A 15240-nucleotide genomic window follows, 5' to 3' on the forward strand; every position below is an offset into this window, starting at 1 on the left:
CAGAAGCGTGTACGTAGCTGTCGCGGGCGGAATCCACTTGCGCCCACCGGCTTCAATCGGAGCATGGAACTCGTACCACTGCGCGAGGAGTTCGCGGCCGAGATGGCCGCCTGCGGGGCGAACGACGAGGTCAATCGGCTCACCGGTACTCACGGGACGTTCACGCTGGAGGATTACCAGGCTTACATCGAGCGGACCCTGAACGATCCGAACCGCTACACCCGTGCGATGACGGAGGACGGGAAGTTCCTCGGCGAGGTCGTGCTCACCATCAATCCGCACAACAGGTCGGCGGGCATGCGGATCGCGTTGTGGAGCGGTTTCGGCAAGGGCTACGGATCGATCGCGATCAGGCACGTGCTCGACCACGCGTTCAACGAGCGCGACCTCCACCGGGTGGACCTGGAGGTGTACGACTTCAACGACCGGGCCATCCACGTCTACAAGAAGCTCGGCTTCCGCGAGGAGGGCCGGCTGAGGGACGCCCTGCTCTGGGAGGGCGTCTTCCACGACGCGATCGTCATGTCCATCTTGAGCACCGATAACATCTGATCTGCAATCCACATCTTCGATCTAGGAGTCACCGTGTCCGAGTCGCGCCCAGCAGTCGCCCAGAATCCGCCGCGCGTGGTGGTTCCGGCTGGGACGACGGCGGGCACGGCCGTGCGCGAAGCCGGTCTGCCGGGCAAGGGTTCCGACGCGATCGTCGTCGTGAAGGACGCCGAGGGCCACCTGCGCGACCTGTCGTGGACCCCGCAGGTCGACGTCGAGGTCGAGGCCGTCGCGGCCGACACCGAGGACGGCCGCAGCGTCCTGCGCCACTCCGCCGCGCACGTGCTGGCTCAGGCCGTGCAGCAGCAGTTCCCCGACGCCAAGCTCGGCATCGGCCCGCCCGTGAAGGACGGCTTCTACTACGACTTCCAGGTCGAGAAGCCCTTCACGCCAGAGGACCTGCAGGCGCTCGAGAAGCGCATGAAGCAGATCATCAAGTCCTCGCAGCGGTTCTCGCGCCGTGTGGTCGAGTCGATCGACTCCGCGAAGGCCGAGCTGGCGTCCGAGCCGTTCAAGCTGGAGCTCGTCGACATCAAGAGCGACGTCGACACCAGCGAGATCATGGAGGTCGGCGGCGGCGAGCTGACGATCTACGACAACCTCGACCCGCGCTCCGGTGAGCAGGTCTGGGGCGACCTGTGCCGCGGTCCGCACGTGCCGACCACCAAGCACATCCCGGCGTTCAAGCTGACCCGCGTGGCGGCGGCGTACTGGCGCGGCAACGAGAACAACCCGCAGCTGCAGCGCATCTACGGCACCGCGTGGGAGTCGCAGGAGGCTCAGGACCTGTACCTGGAGCGCCTGGCCGAGGCCGAGCGCCGCGACCACCGCAAGCTCGGTGTCGAGCTCGACCTGTTCTCGTTCCCGGACGAGATCGGCTCCGGCCTGGTGGTGTTCCACCCCAAGGGCGGCATCATCCGCAAGGCCATGGAGGACTACTCCCGGCAGCGGCACACCGAGGCGGGCTACGAGTTCGTCTACTCGCCGCACATCACCAAGGGCAAGCTGTTCGAGGTCTCCGGCCACCTGGACTGGTACAAGGACGGCATGTACCCGGCGATGCACCTCGACGCCGAGTTCAACGAGGACGGCACGGTCCGCAAGCCCGGCCAGGACTACTACCTCAAGCCGATGAACTGCCCGTTCCACGACCTGATCTTCAAGGCGCGTGGCCGGTCCTACCGCGAGCTGCCGCTGCGCATGTTCGAGTTCGGTTCGGTCTACCGCTACGAGAAGTCCGGTGTGGTGCACGGCCTGACCAGGGTGCGCGGCATGACGCAGGACGACGCGCACATCTTCTGCTCGCGCGACCAGGTCCGCGACGAGCTGAAGTCGCTGCTGAACTTCGTGCTGGACCTGCTGCGCGACTACGGTCTCGACGACTTCTACCTGGAGCTCTCCACCAAGAACCCGGAGAAGTTCGTCGGCCCGGACGACATCTGGGAGGAGGCGACCGCGACGCTCGCCTCGGTCGCCGAGGAGTCCGGTCTCGAGCTCGTGCCCGACCCCGGTGGCGCCGCGTTCTACGGCCCGAAGATCTCCGTGCAGGCGCGGGACGCGCTCGGCCGCACCTGGCAGATGTCGACCATCCAGCTCGACTTCATGCTGCCCGAGAAGTTCGAGCTGGAGTACACCGGACCGGACGGCTCCCGCCAGCGCCCGGTCATGATCCACCGCGCGCTGTTCGGCTCGGTGGAACGCTTCTTCGGCGTGCTGACCGAGCACTACGCGGGCGCGTTCCCGGCGTGGCTCGCGCCGGTGCAGGTCATGGGCATCCCGGTGACGTCCGAGAACGCCGACCACCTGTTCGCGGTGCGCGACGTGCTGCGCAAGGCCGGCATCCGGGTCGACGTCGACGCGTCCGACGACCGCATGCAGAAGAAGATCCGCAACCACACCATGCAGAAGGTGCCGTTCATGCTCCTGGCCGGTGCCAAGGACGTGGAGGCGAACGCGGTGTCGTTCCGGTTCCGCGACGGCACGCAGATCAACGGCGTGCCGGTGGAGCGGGCCGTCGAACAGATCGTCGACTGGGTCGGCCGCCGCGAGAACGCCTCGCCCACGGCGGAACTGCTCTCGTGACGCCTGAGTTCTCCGAGCAGGACGGTGTGGGGGTCCACGACGCGTTGCAGCGTCTGTGGACCCCGCACCGCCTGTCGTACGTCCAGGGCGCGGGAAAGGCCCACGGCGACGAGCCGGAGGGCTGCCCGTTCTGCCGGGTCGTGTCCCTGGACGACGAGGCGGGACTGATCATCGCGCGCGGGGCCGAGGTCTTCGCGTTGCTGAACCTGTACCCGTACAACCCGGGCCACCTGATGGTGCTGCCGTACCGGCACGTGGCGGACTACACCGAGCTCACCGTCTCCGAGACCGCGGAGCTCGCCGTGTTCACGCAGAGGGCCATGAAGGTCGCACGGCACGTGGCGGCGCCGCACGGGTTCAACATCGGCATGAACCAGGGCGTCGTCGCCGGCGCCGGGATCGCCGCCCACCTGCACCAGCACGTGGTGCCGAGGTGGGGCGGGGACGCGAACTTCATGCCGGTCATCGGGCACACCAAGGTGCTGCCGCAGCTGCTGGGGGAGACCCGGCAGCTGCTGGCGGACGGCTGGAAGGCCATCGACTGATCGTTTCGCGGCACCTATCGGTTGACTTTCGATAGATCACGAGTGATAGTCGATCTATGCCTAGACTGTTGCTGCCCTTGGTGGGCTGTGTGCTCCTCGTCGCGCTCGGAGTCGGAGCGATCATGTACGCCGACCACGACGACGCCCCCGGTCTGGGGCTCATCGGCTTTGTGCTCATTTTCGGCGCCATCGCGCTGGGTGTTCGGGCGGTATTGCGGGCTAAACGCGACGTTTAGCGGCGGTGTTGTGATTGAAAGCCGTACCAATTGTTGGACAAAAGAGTGACAAAAACCACTCAGCTTGTCCGCACTCGACAATCAAGGCTGTTTCCACGTCGAGCGGAATGACTTTCGGTTACATCTTTCGGGTACATTTCTCCAGTCGATCGAGACGTAACACCAGCACAAAGCGATTCCAGGTAGGTGAGATCACCCACCTGGAGGTGTCAACTGCGAGTCAAGTCCCCGCCTATGGCCGATCGTCTCACCGTGTGCGAATGGTTACGGTGCGAACATGACCGCACCTGAGCGTTCGCGATTAGCGAGAGAGCGGCTTTCGCGTGAACTACGCCGGTTGCGCACCGAGGCGAAGATGACCGGCACGGCCACCGCCCGTGCCACCGGGATGAGCCAGTCAAAGCTGTCGAAGATCGAGAACGGCATGCTGCTTCCGTCCGTCACGGACGTGGAGCGTCTCGTGGCGGAACTGGCCGCCGCGAGAGAGACGCGCATCGAACTGGTCGAACTCGCCAGGTCGCTGCACGCGGAGGCGGAAACCCGCCGCGTCGTGCTGCACCGAGGAGCGCACCGCCACCAGCAGACGATCAGCCGCGTGGAGGCGCGGGCGGCGACTTCGAGGTTCTTCCAGGTCAACCTGGTACCCGCGTTGTTGCAGTCCGAGCCCTACCTGCGGACCGTGCTGGGGACGATGCCGCATTCGGAGCAGGAGGCCGCGGTGGCTGCCCTGCGGACCCGGCGTGCCCGGATGGACGACCTGGCGAAGCAGTTCGTGTTCGTGCTCTCCGAAAGCGCGCTGCGCTGGCGGATGGGCCCGGCCGAGTTGATGGCGGAACAGGTCGAGCACCTGGCCGCGATCCAGCGCCGCCCGAACGTCCGTCTCGGCGTGGTCCCGTGGTCGGCGGACGCGAACGTCGTCGCGCTGCACGGTTTCCACATCTACGACGAGCGCGTCGTCACGGTCAGCGTGCTGACCGGCAACGCCACCATCACCGACCCGCTGGACGTGCGCGAGTACCTCGCGCTGTTCGGCCGGCTGGAGCGGCTGGCGGTGCGAGGGGAGGAGTTGCAGGCGCTGCTGAAGCGCATCGCGGAGGACCACCGCCGGCTGGGTTAGCCGGGATCAGGGGGTTTCAGCGAGGGGGTTTGGACGGGCTGCACGTGAGTGCTGTCGCCGGTGTGGGACGGCGCTCGCACGGCCCGCCCTCGCCCGCCCTCGGGCCTGTGCGCCCGCGATCCCCGGACGTCCCGGTCCGCCGGAGGCGCTTCTGTCCGCTCCCACCTGCAAGCCGCTCGGCGCGTTCCCGCCGCAGGGTGTCCCGCGTTCCGCGCTTACCCGCGGAACACCTGTTTCGGCAGCCCAGCTAGGCTGCGACCTGCCATGCTGAACATCTTCGCTCGCGCGTCCGTCTCGCGCGTCACCGATCCGATCGGGGCGTGGCTGCTGGCGCGTGGCCTCACGCCCAACGCCGTGACCGTGGTCGGCACGATCGGTGCCGTGGCGAGCGCGCTGTGGTTCATTCCCCGCGGGCAGCTGTTCCTGGGCTGCGCGCTGGTGACCTTCTTCGTGTTGCTCGACCTGATCGACGGCGCCATGGCCCGCGCACAGGGGCCCACGAGGTTCGGCGCCGTGCTCGACGCCACCTGCGACCGCATCGCGGACGGGGCGCTGTTCGCGGCGCTCACCTGGTACGCGTTCGACACCGGCGACCGGTGGACGGCCGCGGCCGGGTTCATCTGCCTGGTCGCCTCGCAGGTCATCTCGTACGTCAAGGCGCGCGCCGACGCGTCCGGGCTGAGCGCTGACGGCGGCCTGGCCGAACGGGCCGAGCGGTTCATCGTCGCGCTCATCGGCGCCGGGGTGCAGGGGCTGGGAGTGCCGTACCTGATGGCCATCTCGCTGTGGCTGCTCGCGGCCATGACGGTCGTGACGGTGCTGCAGCGGATCTTCGCCGTCGCGAAGTCGGCGCGGGAGGCCGCGTGAACCTCGCGACCCTCGGGTACAGCGCCGGGTGGCGGCTGATCCGCCTGCTGCCGGAGTCGTGGGCGCGCGGGCTGTTCCAGGCCGGTGCCGACTACGCGGCCAAACGCGGTGGCGAGAGCGTCGACCAGCTGCGCACGAACCTGCGCCGGGTCGTGCCGCGCGCCGGTGAGGAAGAGCTCGACGAACTCGTGCAGGACTCGCTGCGGTCGTACGCGCGGTACTGGTGCGAGGCGTTCCGGCTGCCGTCGATGGACCTGCGCGCCGCCTACGAGAAGTGCGACTCGCAGGTGTCCGGCGTGGAGAACCTCGACGCCGCGCTCCAGGCCGGTACCGGTGCCGTCGTCGCCCTGCCGCACAGCGGCAACTGGGACATGGCGGGCGTCTGGCTCGTCGGCCACTCCGGCACGTTCACGACGGTGGCCGAACGGCTCAAGCCCGAGTCGCTGTACCGCAAGTTCGTGGAGTTCCGCGAGACCCTCGGGTTCGAGGTGCTGCCGCTCAACGGCGGCGACCGTCCACCCGCGACGGTCCTCGCCGAACGCCTGCGCGCCAACAAGGTCGTCTGCCTGCTCAGCGACCGCGACCTGACGTCGTCCGGCGTGCCCGTGACGTTCTTCGGCGAGCAGACCCTGATGCCCGCGGGCCCGGCGCACCTGGCCGCGACGACGGGCGCCGCGCTGCTGCCGGTCGGCTGCTGGTTCACCGCGGACGGCTGGCACTTCCGCATCCACCCGCCGATCAAGGTCAGCACCGTCCAGGCCGCCACGCAGGCCGTCGCGGACGTGTTCGCCGCCGACATCGCCGCGCACCCGGCCGACTGGCACATGCTGCAGAAGCTCTGGCTCGCCGACCTGCCGGAGAAGCGCCGCGCCGCACTGGCCAGGAGGCTCGCGCGGTGAAGGTGGGGATCGTCTGCCCGTATTCCCTCGACGTGCCAGGAGGAGTGCAGGCCCACGTCGTCGATCTCGCCCGCGCCCTGATCGGCCTCGGGCACGACGTGAACGTCTTCGCGCCCGCCGACGACGAGCAGGAACTGCCCTCGTTCGTCACGTCCGCGGGCCGCGCGGTCGCCATCCCGTACAACGGGTCCGTGGCGCGGCTGTCGTTCGGTCCTGTCTCGTACGCGCGGGTTCGCCGCTGGATCGACGAGCACTCGTTCGACGTCCTGCACCTGCACGAGCCCACCGCGCCTTCCTTGTCGTTCTTGGCCTTGGTGGTCGCCGACGGCCCGATCGTCGCCACCTTCCACACCTCGACGCCGCGCTCCAAGATGCTGTCGGCGTTCCAGCCCGTGCTGCAGCCGTTCCTGGAGAAGGTCACCGCCCGCATCGCCGTCTCCGCACTGGCCAGGCGCGTGCAGGTCGAGCACCTCGGCGGCGACGCGGTGGAGATCCCGAACGGCGTCGACGTCGACTTCTTCGCTTCGGCGTCCACTTTGGACGGCTACCCGCGCGCGGGCGGCACGATCGGCTTCGTCGGCCGCTACGACGAACCGCGCAAGGGCATGCCGATCCTCTGGGAGGCGTTCGGCCTGATCGCCGACGAGTTCCCTGACCTGCGCCTGCTCGTCGTGGGCCGCGGCGAGGACCCGTTCGAGGGCCGCTTCGCCGACCGCGTCGACCTGCTGGGCCAGGTCAGCGACGAGGACAAGGCCAGGATGCTGCGGTCCGTGGACGCCTACGTCGCCCCGAACACCGGCGGCGAGTCGTTCGGCATCATCCTCACCGAGGCCATGTCCGCCGGCACCGCGGTGGTGGCTTCGGACCTGGACGCGTTCCGCCGCGTGCTGGACGACGGCAAGGCGGGCGCGCTGTTCCCGGTCGGAGACGCGCACGCGCTGGCCGACGCGTTGCGTTCGGTGCTGCGAGATTCCGCGTTGCGCGCCGAGTACGTCGACCTGGCGTCGGCGCGCGTGCAGGCCTTCGACTGGTCCGTGGTCGCGTCACAGGTGCTGCGCGTATACGAGACCGCCATCGCCGCCGACCCCCGCAGGGTGAGCGAGGCATGACCACAGCCCTTGTCGTAGTTTTCGTCGCTCTGCTGCTCGCCGCCTGGATCCTGAAGATCGCGAACCGCCTGGACCGCCTGCACGTCCGCACCGACGCCGCCTGGGCAGCCGTGGACGCCGCTCTGGGCCGCCGCGCCGTCCTGGTGCGCACGCTGCTGATACCGGAACTCTCCGCCGCGGCCTCCCGCGCCGAGTCCGCGTCGCGCGCCGACCGCGAACAGGCCGAGAACGAACTCTCCGGCCTCCTGGGCGCCCTGGACCGCTCGACCCTGGCCCCGGCACTGGCCTTCGAACTCGCCGACGCCGAAGAACGAGTGATGCTGGCCCGCCGCGTCCACAACGACGCCGTCCGCGACACCCTGTTGCTGCGCCGCCGCCGAGTGGTCCGCTGGCTCCGCCTGGCAGGCACCGCCCCGCAACCGTCGTACTTCGAGATCGCCGAACCCGTGAGTCCGTCCGACGCCGCGATGCTCAAACCCCGCCCGTCCGCCCGCGTGGTCCTCACCGACCCGGCCGGCCGGGTGCTGCTCTTCCAGGGCTTCGACCCCGCACGCCCCCAGGAGTCCTTCTGGTTCACGGTCGGCGGCGGCGTGGAGAACGGCGAGGACCTGCGCTCCGCGGCCGTCCGCGAGGCCTTCGAGGAAACGGGCCTCAAGCTCGCGCCGGAGTCGCTGGTGGGTCCGGTCTGGCGTCGGCGCACGGTTTTCTCGTTCGACGGCGAGACGTTCGACGCGGAGGAGTGGTTCTTCTACGCCTCCGTCGACGGCCTCGACGTCGACACCTCGGGTTTCAACGACGTCGAGGAAACCTCCATCACCGGGTACCGGTGGTGGAGCGCGCAGGAGCTGGAAGCCGCCGAGGACACCGTCTACCCGGTGCAGCTGGCCGAGCTCATGCCGACGCTCGGCGCGGAGTGGGACGGCGAGACCCGCACGGTCCGCTAGCCGTCGACGCCGAGCTCGCGCCGCCATTTCCGCGTCTCCGGGTGGTCGGGACCGAGCATCCGGTAGTGGTCGGCGAGGATTTCTGTGGCTGCCGCCTTCGCGCTCTCTTCGTCTCCCGCCAGTGAATGGCAGTTGACGAGGCTGACGCGGAGGGCCAGCGTCCTCGGGTGACCAGGGCCGAACACCCGCAGGACGTCCGGGACGAATTGTTCGTGTTCGGCGATGGCACGGGCCAGGTCGCCGGAGTCGGCTCGCCATCTGGCCAGGTTGTGCCGAGCTGCCAGCGTTTCGGAGTGATCGGGGCCCAGCACCCTGAGCAGGTCGGGCAGGAGCTGCTCGAACTCCGCGGCAGGATCGCCGGTCGCGGCCGTCGCGTGCAGTCTCGCGAGATCCCGTCGGGCGGACAGCGCCTCGCGGTCGTCCGGCCCGCGTTGCCGGATCCGGTCGGCGAGGAGCTGCTCGAGCGCGAGATCGCGCCGGCCAGGTCGCCGGCGGCGGCACGCAGGTTCGCCTGTTCCTGCCGGTCGCTCCACCTGAGGTCGCGCAGGACGGCACGGTCGCGCCAGGGCACTCGGGGTTCCTCGGCGAGGATCTGCTCGTACTCGGCCAGGGCACCATCCACGTCGCCGGACCTGGCGCGCCAGTAGGCCGTGCTGCTCCGCGCGAGCAGAGCGAAGAGGTCGTGCGGGCCACGGTGTCGCGCGGCTGCGTCGTAGAGCCGGGTGAAGTGGTCTCTGGCTTCGGCCTTCCGGCCGCTCGCGCCGAGACTGGCTCCCGCGGAGATCGGCAGCTGGTGGTACTCCGATGCCGTTCCCCACAGGTGCTCACCACCGACCGCGGTGAGCACCTCTTCGTTGGCGCGCAGAGCCTGTGCCGTCTCGTCGTTGCGACGGGTGCGTTCCCACACGTCGCTCAACGCGTCGGCGGCGGCCCAGACGACCCGGCGTTCCTTGCGCGTGGACCATCCGTCGCGGTTGGCCCGCTGCACCAGCGCGTGCACGCGGACCTCGCGTGACGGCGAGCCGGTGTCGAGAGTGATCAGGCTGAGCCGGTGCAGGTTCGTGAACACGTCCCGCAACCCGTCGGCGTCGAGCTTGGCCCCCGTACGCCCGACGACGTAGTTCCGCGTCGAGGGTCCCAGCAACGCGTCGAGCGGGATGCCGTTGGGGTCGAGCACGCTGACGATGTCGAGCAGGTGCCCCGCGACCCGCCTGGGATGCAGGCTGTCGGCTTGCCTGATCGACAACGACCAGGTGGCGGCGACGCTCTTGAACCGCACCTTCGCCAAACGGATCAGGTACTCCGCGCAGGACACGTGCCTGTCCAGCACGTACGCGCCGGCCTGGGCCAGTGCCAGCGGCAGGCAGCCCAGTTCGCCGACCAGTTCGGCGGCGCCGTCGAGCAACGCCGGTTGATCGGCGAGCACCGACCGCAGGTAGCTCAGAGCCTCGCTCTCGCTGAACGTCTCGACGTCGAGGACCTGCCGCTCGTGTCCGCGCAGAACCGCGTCCCGTCGCCGTGTCGTGACGAGCGTCCGGCCGTTGTCCGGTGGCCAGAGGTCCGCGAGGTCGTCGGGATCCTGGAGGTCGTCGAGCACGACGAGCCAAGGTTCGTCAGCAGCCGCCAGCCATTCCAGGAACTTGCGCGCACCCCGTTCCTGGTCGGGGTCGTCGCGTCCGGTGAGTTCCGCCGCGGCCTCGGCGTAGGTGGACACGATCGCGTTCCTGGAACCCGTGGTGACCCACACCAGCAGACTGACGTTGCCCGCCGCCCATTCCGTCGCGGCGTGGTCGGCGGCGAGTTGCGTCTTGCCCACACCGCCCATTCCGGAAAGCACGGTGATGGAGTTCCAGGACAGCTCTCGGCGTTGGAAGGACGCTGCTCGCTGGGGCACCACACCGATTCGCAGAGGCAGTTCCGCGGGAGGGCGGCGAGTTGTGTGGGTGTGCAGGTTGATGTCGCCGGTGACATATCCGGCCTGTACAAGAGGTCCGTACACGTCTCCGGTCACGGAGTTGTGCACGGACCCCTTGGGCAGATCATCAGACACGCGATTCAGTATGCCGCTATACGGCGGAGATGATCGCCGAACCGTAGGCGTCGCGCGTCTTGTCCTGCTCGTCGTGCATCAGGTAGAGCGCGAAGTTGTCGACGCCGATCTCCTTCAGTTCCTGCAGCCGCTCGATGTGCGCGGATTCCGGGCCGACGAGGCAGAAGCGGTCCACGATCGTGTCCGGCACGAAGTCGGTGGAACGGTTGCCCGCCTTGCCGTGGTGGGCGTAGTCGTAACCCTCGCGGTCCTTGATGTAGTCGGTCAGGGCCTTGGGCACCACGCCCGAGTCCCCGTACCGCGCGACGAGGTCCGCGACGTGGTTGCCGACCATGCCGCCGAACCAGCGGAGCTGGTCGCGCTGGTGCGGCAGGTCCGTGCCCACGTAGGCCGGTGCCGCCACGCACATCGTGATGGCCGACGGGTCACGTCCGGCGGCCGCCGCTGCTTCGCGCACCGAGCCGATGGTCCAGCGGGCGATGTCCGGGTCGGCGGTCTGCAGGATGAAGCCGTCGGCCTGCTCGCCGACCATCTTCAGCGCGCGCGGGCCGTAGGCGGCCATCCACATTTCGAGCTTTCCGTTGCGCACCCACGGGATCTGCACCGCTGTGCCGTGGTGCTCGACCTCTCGACCCTCCGCCAGCTCCTTGATCACGTGCATCGCGTCGCCCAGCGTGGCCAGGGACGCGGGCTTCTGGCCGATCACGCGGCGGGCCGAGTCGCCTCGGCCGATGCCGCAGACCGTGCGGTTGCCGAACATGTCGTTCAGCGTCGCGAACAGCGACGCCGTCACCGACCAGTCCCGAGTGGACGGATTGGTGACCATCGGGCCGATGATCAGATCGCGGGTGGCCGACAGGACCTGCGAGTAGATGACGAACGGTTCCTGCCACAGCACGCAGGAGTCGAACGTCCAGCCGTAGCGGAAGCCGCAGTCCTCGGCCGCGCGGAGGCCTTCCACCACGTCCCGCGCCGGCGGGTCGGTCTGCAGCACTACACCGAAGTCCACGGGTGACCGCCTTTCTCAGACGAGGTACTGGTTGAGGTCGCGGGACACGAAACGGCCGTGGCCCGTCGAGCCGTGGTACGCGCCGTCCGCGATCACCTTGCGGCCGCGGGAGAACACCGTCTCCACTCGACCGGTGACCTCGAAGCCCTCGTAGGCCGAGTAGTCCACGGCCATGTGGTGCGTTTCGGCGGAGATCGTCTGGGTCGAGGAAGGGTCGTAGATCACGACGTCCGCGTCGGCTCCCGGTGCGATCACGCCCTTGCGCGGGTACATGCCGAACATGCGGGCGGGAGTCGTCGAGACGATCTCGACCCAGCGTTCGCGGGTGATCTCGCCCCTCACGACGCCCTGGTGCAGCAGGTCGACGCGGTGCTCGACGCCGGGCATGCCGTTGGGGATCTTGGAGAAGTCGCCGACACCGAGTTGCTTCTGGTCCTTGAAGCAGAACGGGCAGTGGTCGGTGCTCACCACCGAGAGGTCGTTGGTCCGCAGGCCGCGCCACAACGACGACTGGTGTTCCTTGGGCCGCAACGGAGGAGAGGCCACGAACTTCGCGCCTTCGAAGCCCGGCCGCGCCAGGTCCTCCAGCGACAGGTACAGGTACTGCGGGCACGTCTCGGCGAACACGTTCTGACCCGTGTCACGAGCAGCCGTCACGGCGTCAAGCGCTTGCGACGCCGACAAGTGCACGATGTACAGCGGCGAACCGGTCACCTTCGCGAGCTGGATCGCGCGCGACGTGGCCTCGCCCTCCAGCTCCGGCGGCCGGGTCAGGCCGTGCTGAACCGGGTCGCCCAACCCTGAGGCCAGCGCCTGCGCGACGAGCTGGTCGATCGCGATGCCGTTCTCGGCGTGCATCATGATCGTGGCACCGGTCTCGCGCGCCTTCTGCATGGCGCGCAGGATCTCGCCATCCGTGGCGTAGAAGACGCCGGGGTAGGCCATGAACATCTTGAAGCTGTTCACGCCGGCCGCGATGCACGAGTCCATCTCCTTGAGCGACTCGTCGTTCACGTCGGAGATGATCATGTGGAAGCCGTAGTCGACGGCGCAGTTGCCGTCCGCCTTGCTGTGCCACTTGTCCAGAGTGGACAGCAGCGACGAACCCTTGGGTTGCACGGCGAAGTCGACGATCGTCGTGGTGCCGCCCCACGCCGCCGCGGTCGTGCCGGTCTCGAAGGTGTCCGCCGACTGGGTGCCGCCGAACGGCATCTCCATGTGCGTGTGCGCGTCGATGCCACCGGGGATGACGTACTTCCCGGCCGCGTCGATCACCTCGTCGGCCTGCACCTCGAACCCCGGCGTGACCAGGGCGGCGATGTGCTCGCCGCTGATCAGCACGTCGGCGGCGTGCGAACCGGTCGCGTTGATGACCAGGCCGTTGCGGATGAGAGTGCTCACGGGTTCACCAGGCCCTCGTAGGTGTCGGGGCGGCGGTCGCGGTAGAACGCCCACGTGTCGCGGACCTCGGTCAGCAGGTCCAGGTCGAGGTCGCGCACGACGAGCTCTTCCTCGGTGTCGGACGCCGCCTCGCCGATGAGCTGGCCGCGCGGTGACACGAAGTACGTCTGGCCGTAGAACTCGTTGTCACCCAACGGTTCCACGCCCACGCGGTTGATGGCGCCGACGAAGTACTCGTTCGCGACGGCCGCGGCGGGCTGCTCCAGCTTCCACAGGTACTCGCTCAGCGAACGCGAGGTCGCCGACGGGTTGAACACGATCTTGGCGCCCGCGAGCCCCAGTGCGCGCCAGCCCTCGGGGAAGTGGCGTTCGTAGCAGATGTAGACGCCGATCCGGCCGACCGCGGTGTCGAACACCGGGTACCCGAGGTTGCCCGGCTTGAAGTAGAACTTCTCCCAGAAGCCCTTCACCTGCGGGATGTGGTTCTTGCGGTACTTGCCGAGGTACGTGCCGTCCGCGTCGATCACGGCCGCGGTGTTGTAGTAGACGCCCGGCTGCTCGACCTCGTACATCGGCACGATCAGCACGATGTTGTTCTGCGCGGCGACTTCCTGCATCAGCTGGGTCGTCGGTCCGTCCGGAATGGACTCGGTGTAGGAGTAGAAGTCCGCGTCCTGCACCTGGCAGAAGTACGGGCCGTAGAAGAGCTCCTGGAGACACAACACCTGCGCGCCTTGGGATGCGGCAGCGCGGATGTGCTCGACCGCGTTCGCGATCATCGACTCCTTGTCGCCCGTCCACTTCTGCTGGACGAGCGCCGCCCGGATGATGTTGCTCACCTGGTCGTCTCCTTTGCCGTGTTGTCCTTCAGAGCGAGGAAGACCAGGAAGCCGGCCGCGAAGCCGACGACCCAGTTGTAGTCGTAGAGCGGCTTGAGGAACGGGATCAGCCCGTCCACCGGGAACGGCCCGCCGTGGGCGCCGCCGACCGCGAGCACGGAGCCCACGAGCGTCGCCAGCACGGCCCGCCAGTTCCAGCCGCCGTTGAACCAGTACGCACCCCTGCCGTCGAGGTAGAGGTCGGTGAGTTCCAGGTGCGTCTTCTTGATCACCCAGTACCCGGCGACGAACACGCCCGCCACCGACGCCAGCAGGCCGCCGTAGAACCCGAGCCACGCGAAGATGTAGATGCTCGGGTCGGAGATCAGCCGCCACGGCTGGATCACGATGCCGATGACACCGGTGATCAGGCCGCCCACGGCGAACGTGATCTTCCGAGGGAAGGCGTTCGAGAAGTCGTAGGACGGACTGACGACGTTCGCCGCGAGGTTCGCCGAGATCGTGGCCAGCACCAGCGAGATCAGCGCGATGACCACCAGGAACGTGTTGTCGAAGCGGGACGCGAGATCCGCCGGGTCCCAGATCGCCTCGCCGTACAACGCCTGCGCGCCGGACGTCGTCAGGATGGCGACGATCGCGATGAACGACATCGTGGTCGGCAGGCCGAGGATCTGCCCGATCGCCTGTTTCTTCTGGCTGCCACCGAACCGCGTGAAGTCCGGCATGTTCAGCGACAGCGTCGACCAGAACGCGATCATGCCCATCAACGCGGGGAAGAAGAGCTTCCAGAAGTCCGGTCCCCAGCCGAGCTTGCTGGGCGCGTCGAGGATCGGCCCGAAGCCGCCCGCCTTCACCAGCACGTAGCCCAGCAGGATCAGGAATCCGACGCTGACCAGCGGCGCCGTCCAGTTCTCGAACCGCCGGATCGCGTCCATGCCGCGCCAGATCACCAGCATCTGCACGACCCAGAATCCGAAGAAGCACAGCCACAACGTCCACGGCTGGCCGCCGATCGACGAGGCCTTGGTCCACCCGTCACCGGTCAGCCGCCCGATGATCACGTGCAGCGCCTTGCCGCCGACCCAGGTCTGGATGCCGAACCAGGCGCAGGCGATGAACGCGCGCAGCAACGCCACCAGGTTCGCGCCGCGGATGCCGTAGAAGGCGCGGGCGAACACGGGGAACGGGATGCCGTACTTCGTGCCGGCGTGGCTGTTGAGCAGCATGGGAACGAGCACGATCAGGTTGCCCAGGGTGATCGTGAGGAACGCCTGCACCCAGTCCATGCCGATCGCGATCAACGACGCCGCGAGCGTGTAGCTGGGGATGTTGTGCGCCATGCCCATCCACAGCGCGAAGAAGTTGTACGTCGTCCATGTCCGCTGCTCGACGGGCACGGGTGCGAGTTCGGGGTTGAAGAACCTGCTGTCCTTGATGGGACCTGTGTCGCTCAGTTCGACGCGGCCGTCAGGTGTGACCTGGGGCGGTGAGGACTCGACTGCCATCGTTCAACCCCCTGTTACGCTGCTGAAACAACCTCAATCCTGGCGGATTCCATCCCGGAATCCTGGGTCCGGCGCCGCAGGTGTG

Annotated in this window: 14 protein-coding genes and 1 pseudogene; 9 read left to right on the top strand and 6 right to left on the bottom strand. The window is 68.2% G+C overall.

Annotated features, from left to right (window positions below):
• Positions 1–63: 63 nt before the first annotated feature.
• The 9 genes from SK854_RS33395 to SK854_RS33435 all read left to right on the top strand — a co-directional run bounded on the left by SK854_RS33395 (position 64) and on the right by SK854_RS33435 (position 8351).
• A complete protein-coding gene (locus SK854_RS33395; protein ID WP_319979109.1) occupies positions 64–552 on the top strand; it encodes a GNAT family N-acetyltransferase in 489 nt (162 codons plus the stop codon).
• A gap of 75 nt (positions 553–627) precedes the next feature.
• Positions 628–2634 carry a threonine--tRNA ligase gene (gene thrS / locus SK854_RS33400; protein WP_319979260.1) on the top strand — a complete coding sequence of 669 codons (2007 nt, stop codon included), beginning with the start codon at positions 628–630 and terminating at the stop codon, positions 2632–2634.
• On the top strand, positions 2631–3179 hold the full coding sequence (locus tag SK854_RS33405; RefSeq protein WP_319979110.1) for an HIT family protein: 549 nt from the start codon (positions 2631–2633) through the stop codon (positions 3177–3179). Before thrS ends, SK854_RS33405 begins: the two co-directional genes overlap by 4 nt.
• Positions 3180–3235: 56 nt before the next feature.
• Positions 3236–3415 carry a hypothetical protein gene (locus tag SK854_RS33410; protein WP_319979111.1) on the top strand — a complete coding sequence of 60 codons (180 nt, stop codon included), beginning with the start codon at positions 3236–3238 and terminating at the stop codon, positions 3413–3415.
• 277 nt (positions 3416–3692) lie between these two features.
• Positions 3693–4532 carry a helix-turn-helix domain-containing protein gene (locus SK854_RS33415; RefSeq protein WP_319979112.1) on the top strand — a complete coding sequence of 280 codons (840 nt, stop codon included), beginning with the start codon at positions 3693–3695 and terminating at the stop codon, positions 4530–4532.
• Between the two features lie 264 nt (positions 4533–4796).
• Positions 4797–5399, top strand: coding sequence for a phosphatidylinositol phosphate synthase (gene pgsA / locus SK854_RS33420; RefSeq protein WP_319979113.1), 603 nt, complete (start codon positions 4797–4799; stop codon positions 5397–5399).
• Positions 5396–6298: a phosphatidylinositol mannoside acyltransferase gene (locus SK854_RS33425; RefSeq protein ID WP_319979114.1), complete on the top strand. Its 903-nt coding sequence runs from the start codon at positions 5396–5398 to the stop codon at positions 6296–6298. Before pgsA ends, SK854_RS33425 begins: the two co-directional genes overlap by 4 nt.
• Positions 6295–7407, top strand: a complete 1113-nt coding sequence (locus tag SK854_RS33430; RefSeq protein WP_319979115.1) for a glycosyltransferase family 4 protein — start codon at positions 6295–6297, stop codon at positions 7405–7407. The genes SK854_RS33425 and SK854_RS33430 overlap by 4 nt, the downstream gene beginning before the upstream one ends.
• Positions 7404–8351 (top strand): NUDIX hydrolase, encoded by a 948-nt coding sequence (locus SK854_RS33435; protein WP_319979116.1) that lies wholly within the window; start codon positions 7404–7406, stop codon positions 8349–8351. Before SK854_RS33430 ends, SK854_RS33435 begins: the two co-directional genes overlap by 4 nt.
• On the opposite strand, the gene SK854_RS48305 is transcribed toward SK854_RS33435, so the two are convergent.
• The 6 genes and pseudogenes from SK854_RS48305 to SK854_RS33460 all read right to left on the bottom strand — a co-directional run bounded on the left by SK854_RS48305 (position 8348) and on the right by SK854_RS33460 (position 15155).
• On the bottom strand, positions 8348–9169 hold the full coding sequence (locus SK854_RS48305) for a tetratricopeptide repeat protein (protein WP_406601868.1): 822 nt from the start codon (positions 9167–9169) through the stop codon (positions 8348–8350). The two genes, SK854_RS33435 and SK854_RS48305, sit on opposite strands and share 4 nt — an antisense overlap.
• Positions 9170–9327: 158 nt before the next feature.
• A pseudogene (locus SK854_RS48310) lies at positions 9328–10401 on the bottom strand (NB-ARC domain-containing protein); the annotation flags it as partial.
• Between the two features lie 16 nt (positions 10402–10417).
• The gene (locus SK854_RS33445; protein WP_319979118.1) at positions 10418–11410 is read right to left on the bottom strand and encodes a TIGR03842 family LLM class F420-dependent oxidoreductase; all 993 of its coding nucleotides are present in this window, start codon (positions 11408–11410) and stop codon (positions 10418–10420) included.
• Positions 11411–11425: 15 nt separating this feature from the next.
• Entirely contained in the window at positions 11426–12811 is a 1386-nt protein-coding gene (gene hydA, locus SK854_RS33450) for a dihydropyrimidinase (protein ID WP_319979119.1), read from the bottom strand.
• The gene (locus SK854_RS33455) at positions 12808–13650 is read right to left on the bottom strand and encodes a nitrilase-related carbon-nitrogen hydrolase (protein ID WP_319979120.1); all 843 of its coding nucleotides are present in this window, start codon (positions 13648–13650) and stop codon (positions 12808–12810) included. The genes hydA and SK854_RS33455 overlap by 4 nt, the downstream gene beginning before the upstream one ends.
• Complete coding sequence (locus SK854_RS33460) at positions 13647–15155, bottom strand: NCS1 family nucleobase:cation symporter-1 (protein ID WP_319979121.1); 1509 nt, start codon at positions 15153–15155, stop codon at positions 13647–13649. Before SK854_RS33460 ends, SK854_RS33455 begins: the two co-directional genes overlap by 4 nt.
• Positions 15156–15240: the final 85 nt, after the last annotated feature.

The sequence above is a fragment of the Lentzea sokolovensis genome, assembly GCF_033949975.1.
Lineage (GTDB): Bacteria > Actinomycetota > Actinomycetes > Mycobacteriales > Pseudonocardiaceae > Lentzea > Lentzea sokolovensis.

Coding starts and splice junctions, on each gene's coding strand:
- SK854_RS33460 (WP_319979121.1), bottom strand. CDS start 15,155: ATGGCAGTCGAGTCCTCACCGCCCCAGGTCACACCTGACGGCCGCGTC.
- SK854_RS33410 (WP_319979111.1), top strand. CDS start 3,236: ATGCCTAGACTGTTGCTGCCCTTGGTGGGCTGTGTGCTCCTCGTCGCG.
- SK854_RS33415 (WP_319979112.1), top strand. CDS start 3,693: ATGACCGCACCTGAGCGTTCGCGATTAGCGAGAGAGCGGCTTTCGCGT.
- SK854_RS33435 (WP_319979116.1), top strand. CDS start 7,404: ATGACCACAGCCCTTGTCGTAGTTTTCGTCGCTCTGCTGCTCGCCGCC.
- pgsA (WP_319979113.1), top strand. CDS start 4,797: ATGCTGAACATCTTCGCTCGCGCGTCCGTCTCGCGCGTCACCGATCCG.
- SK854_RS33395 (WP_319979109.1), top strand. CDS start 64: ATGGAACTCGTACCACTGCGCGAGGAGTTCGCGGCCGAGATGGCCGCC.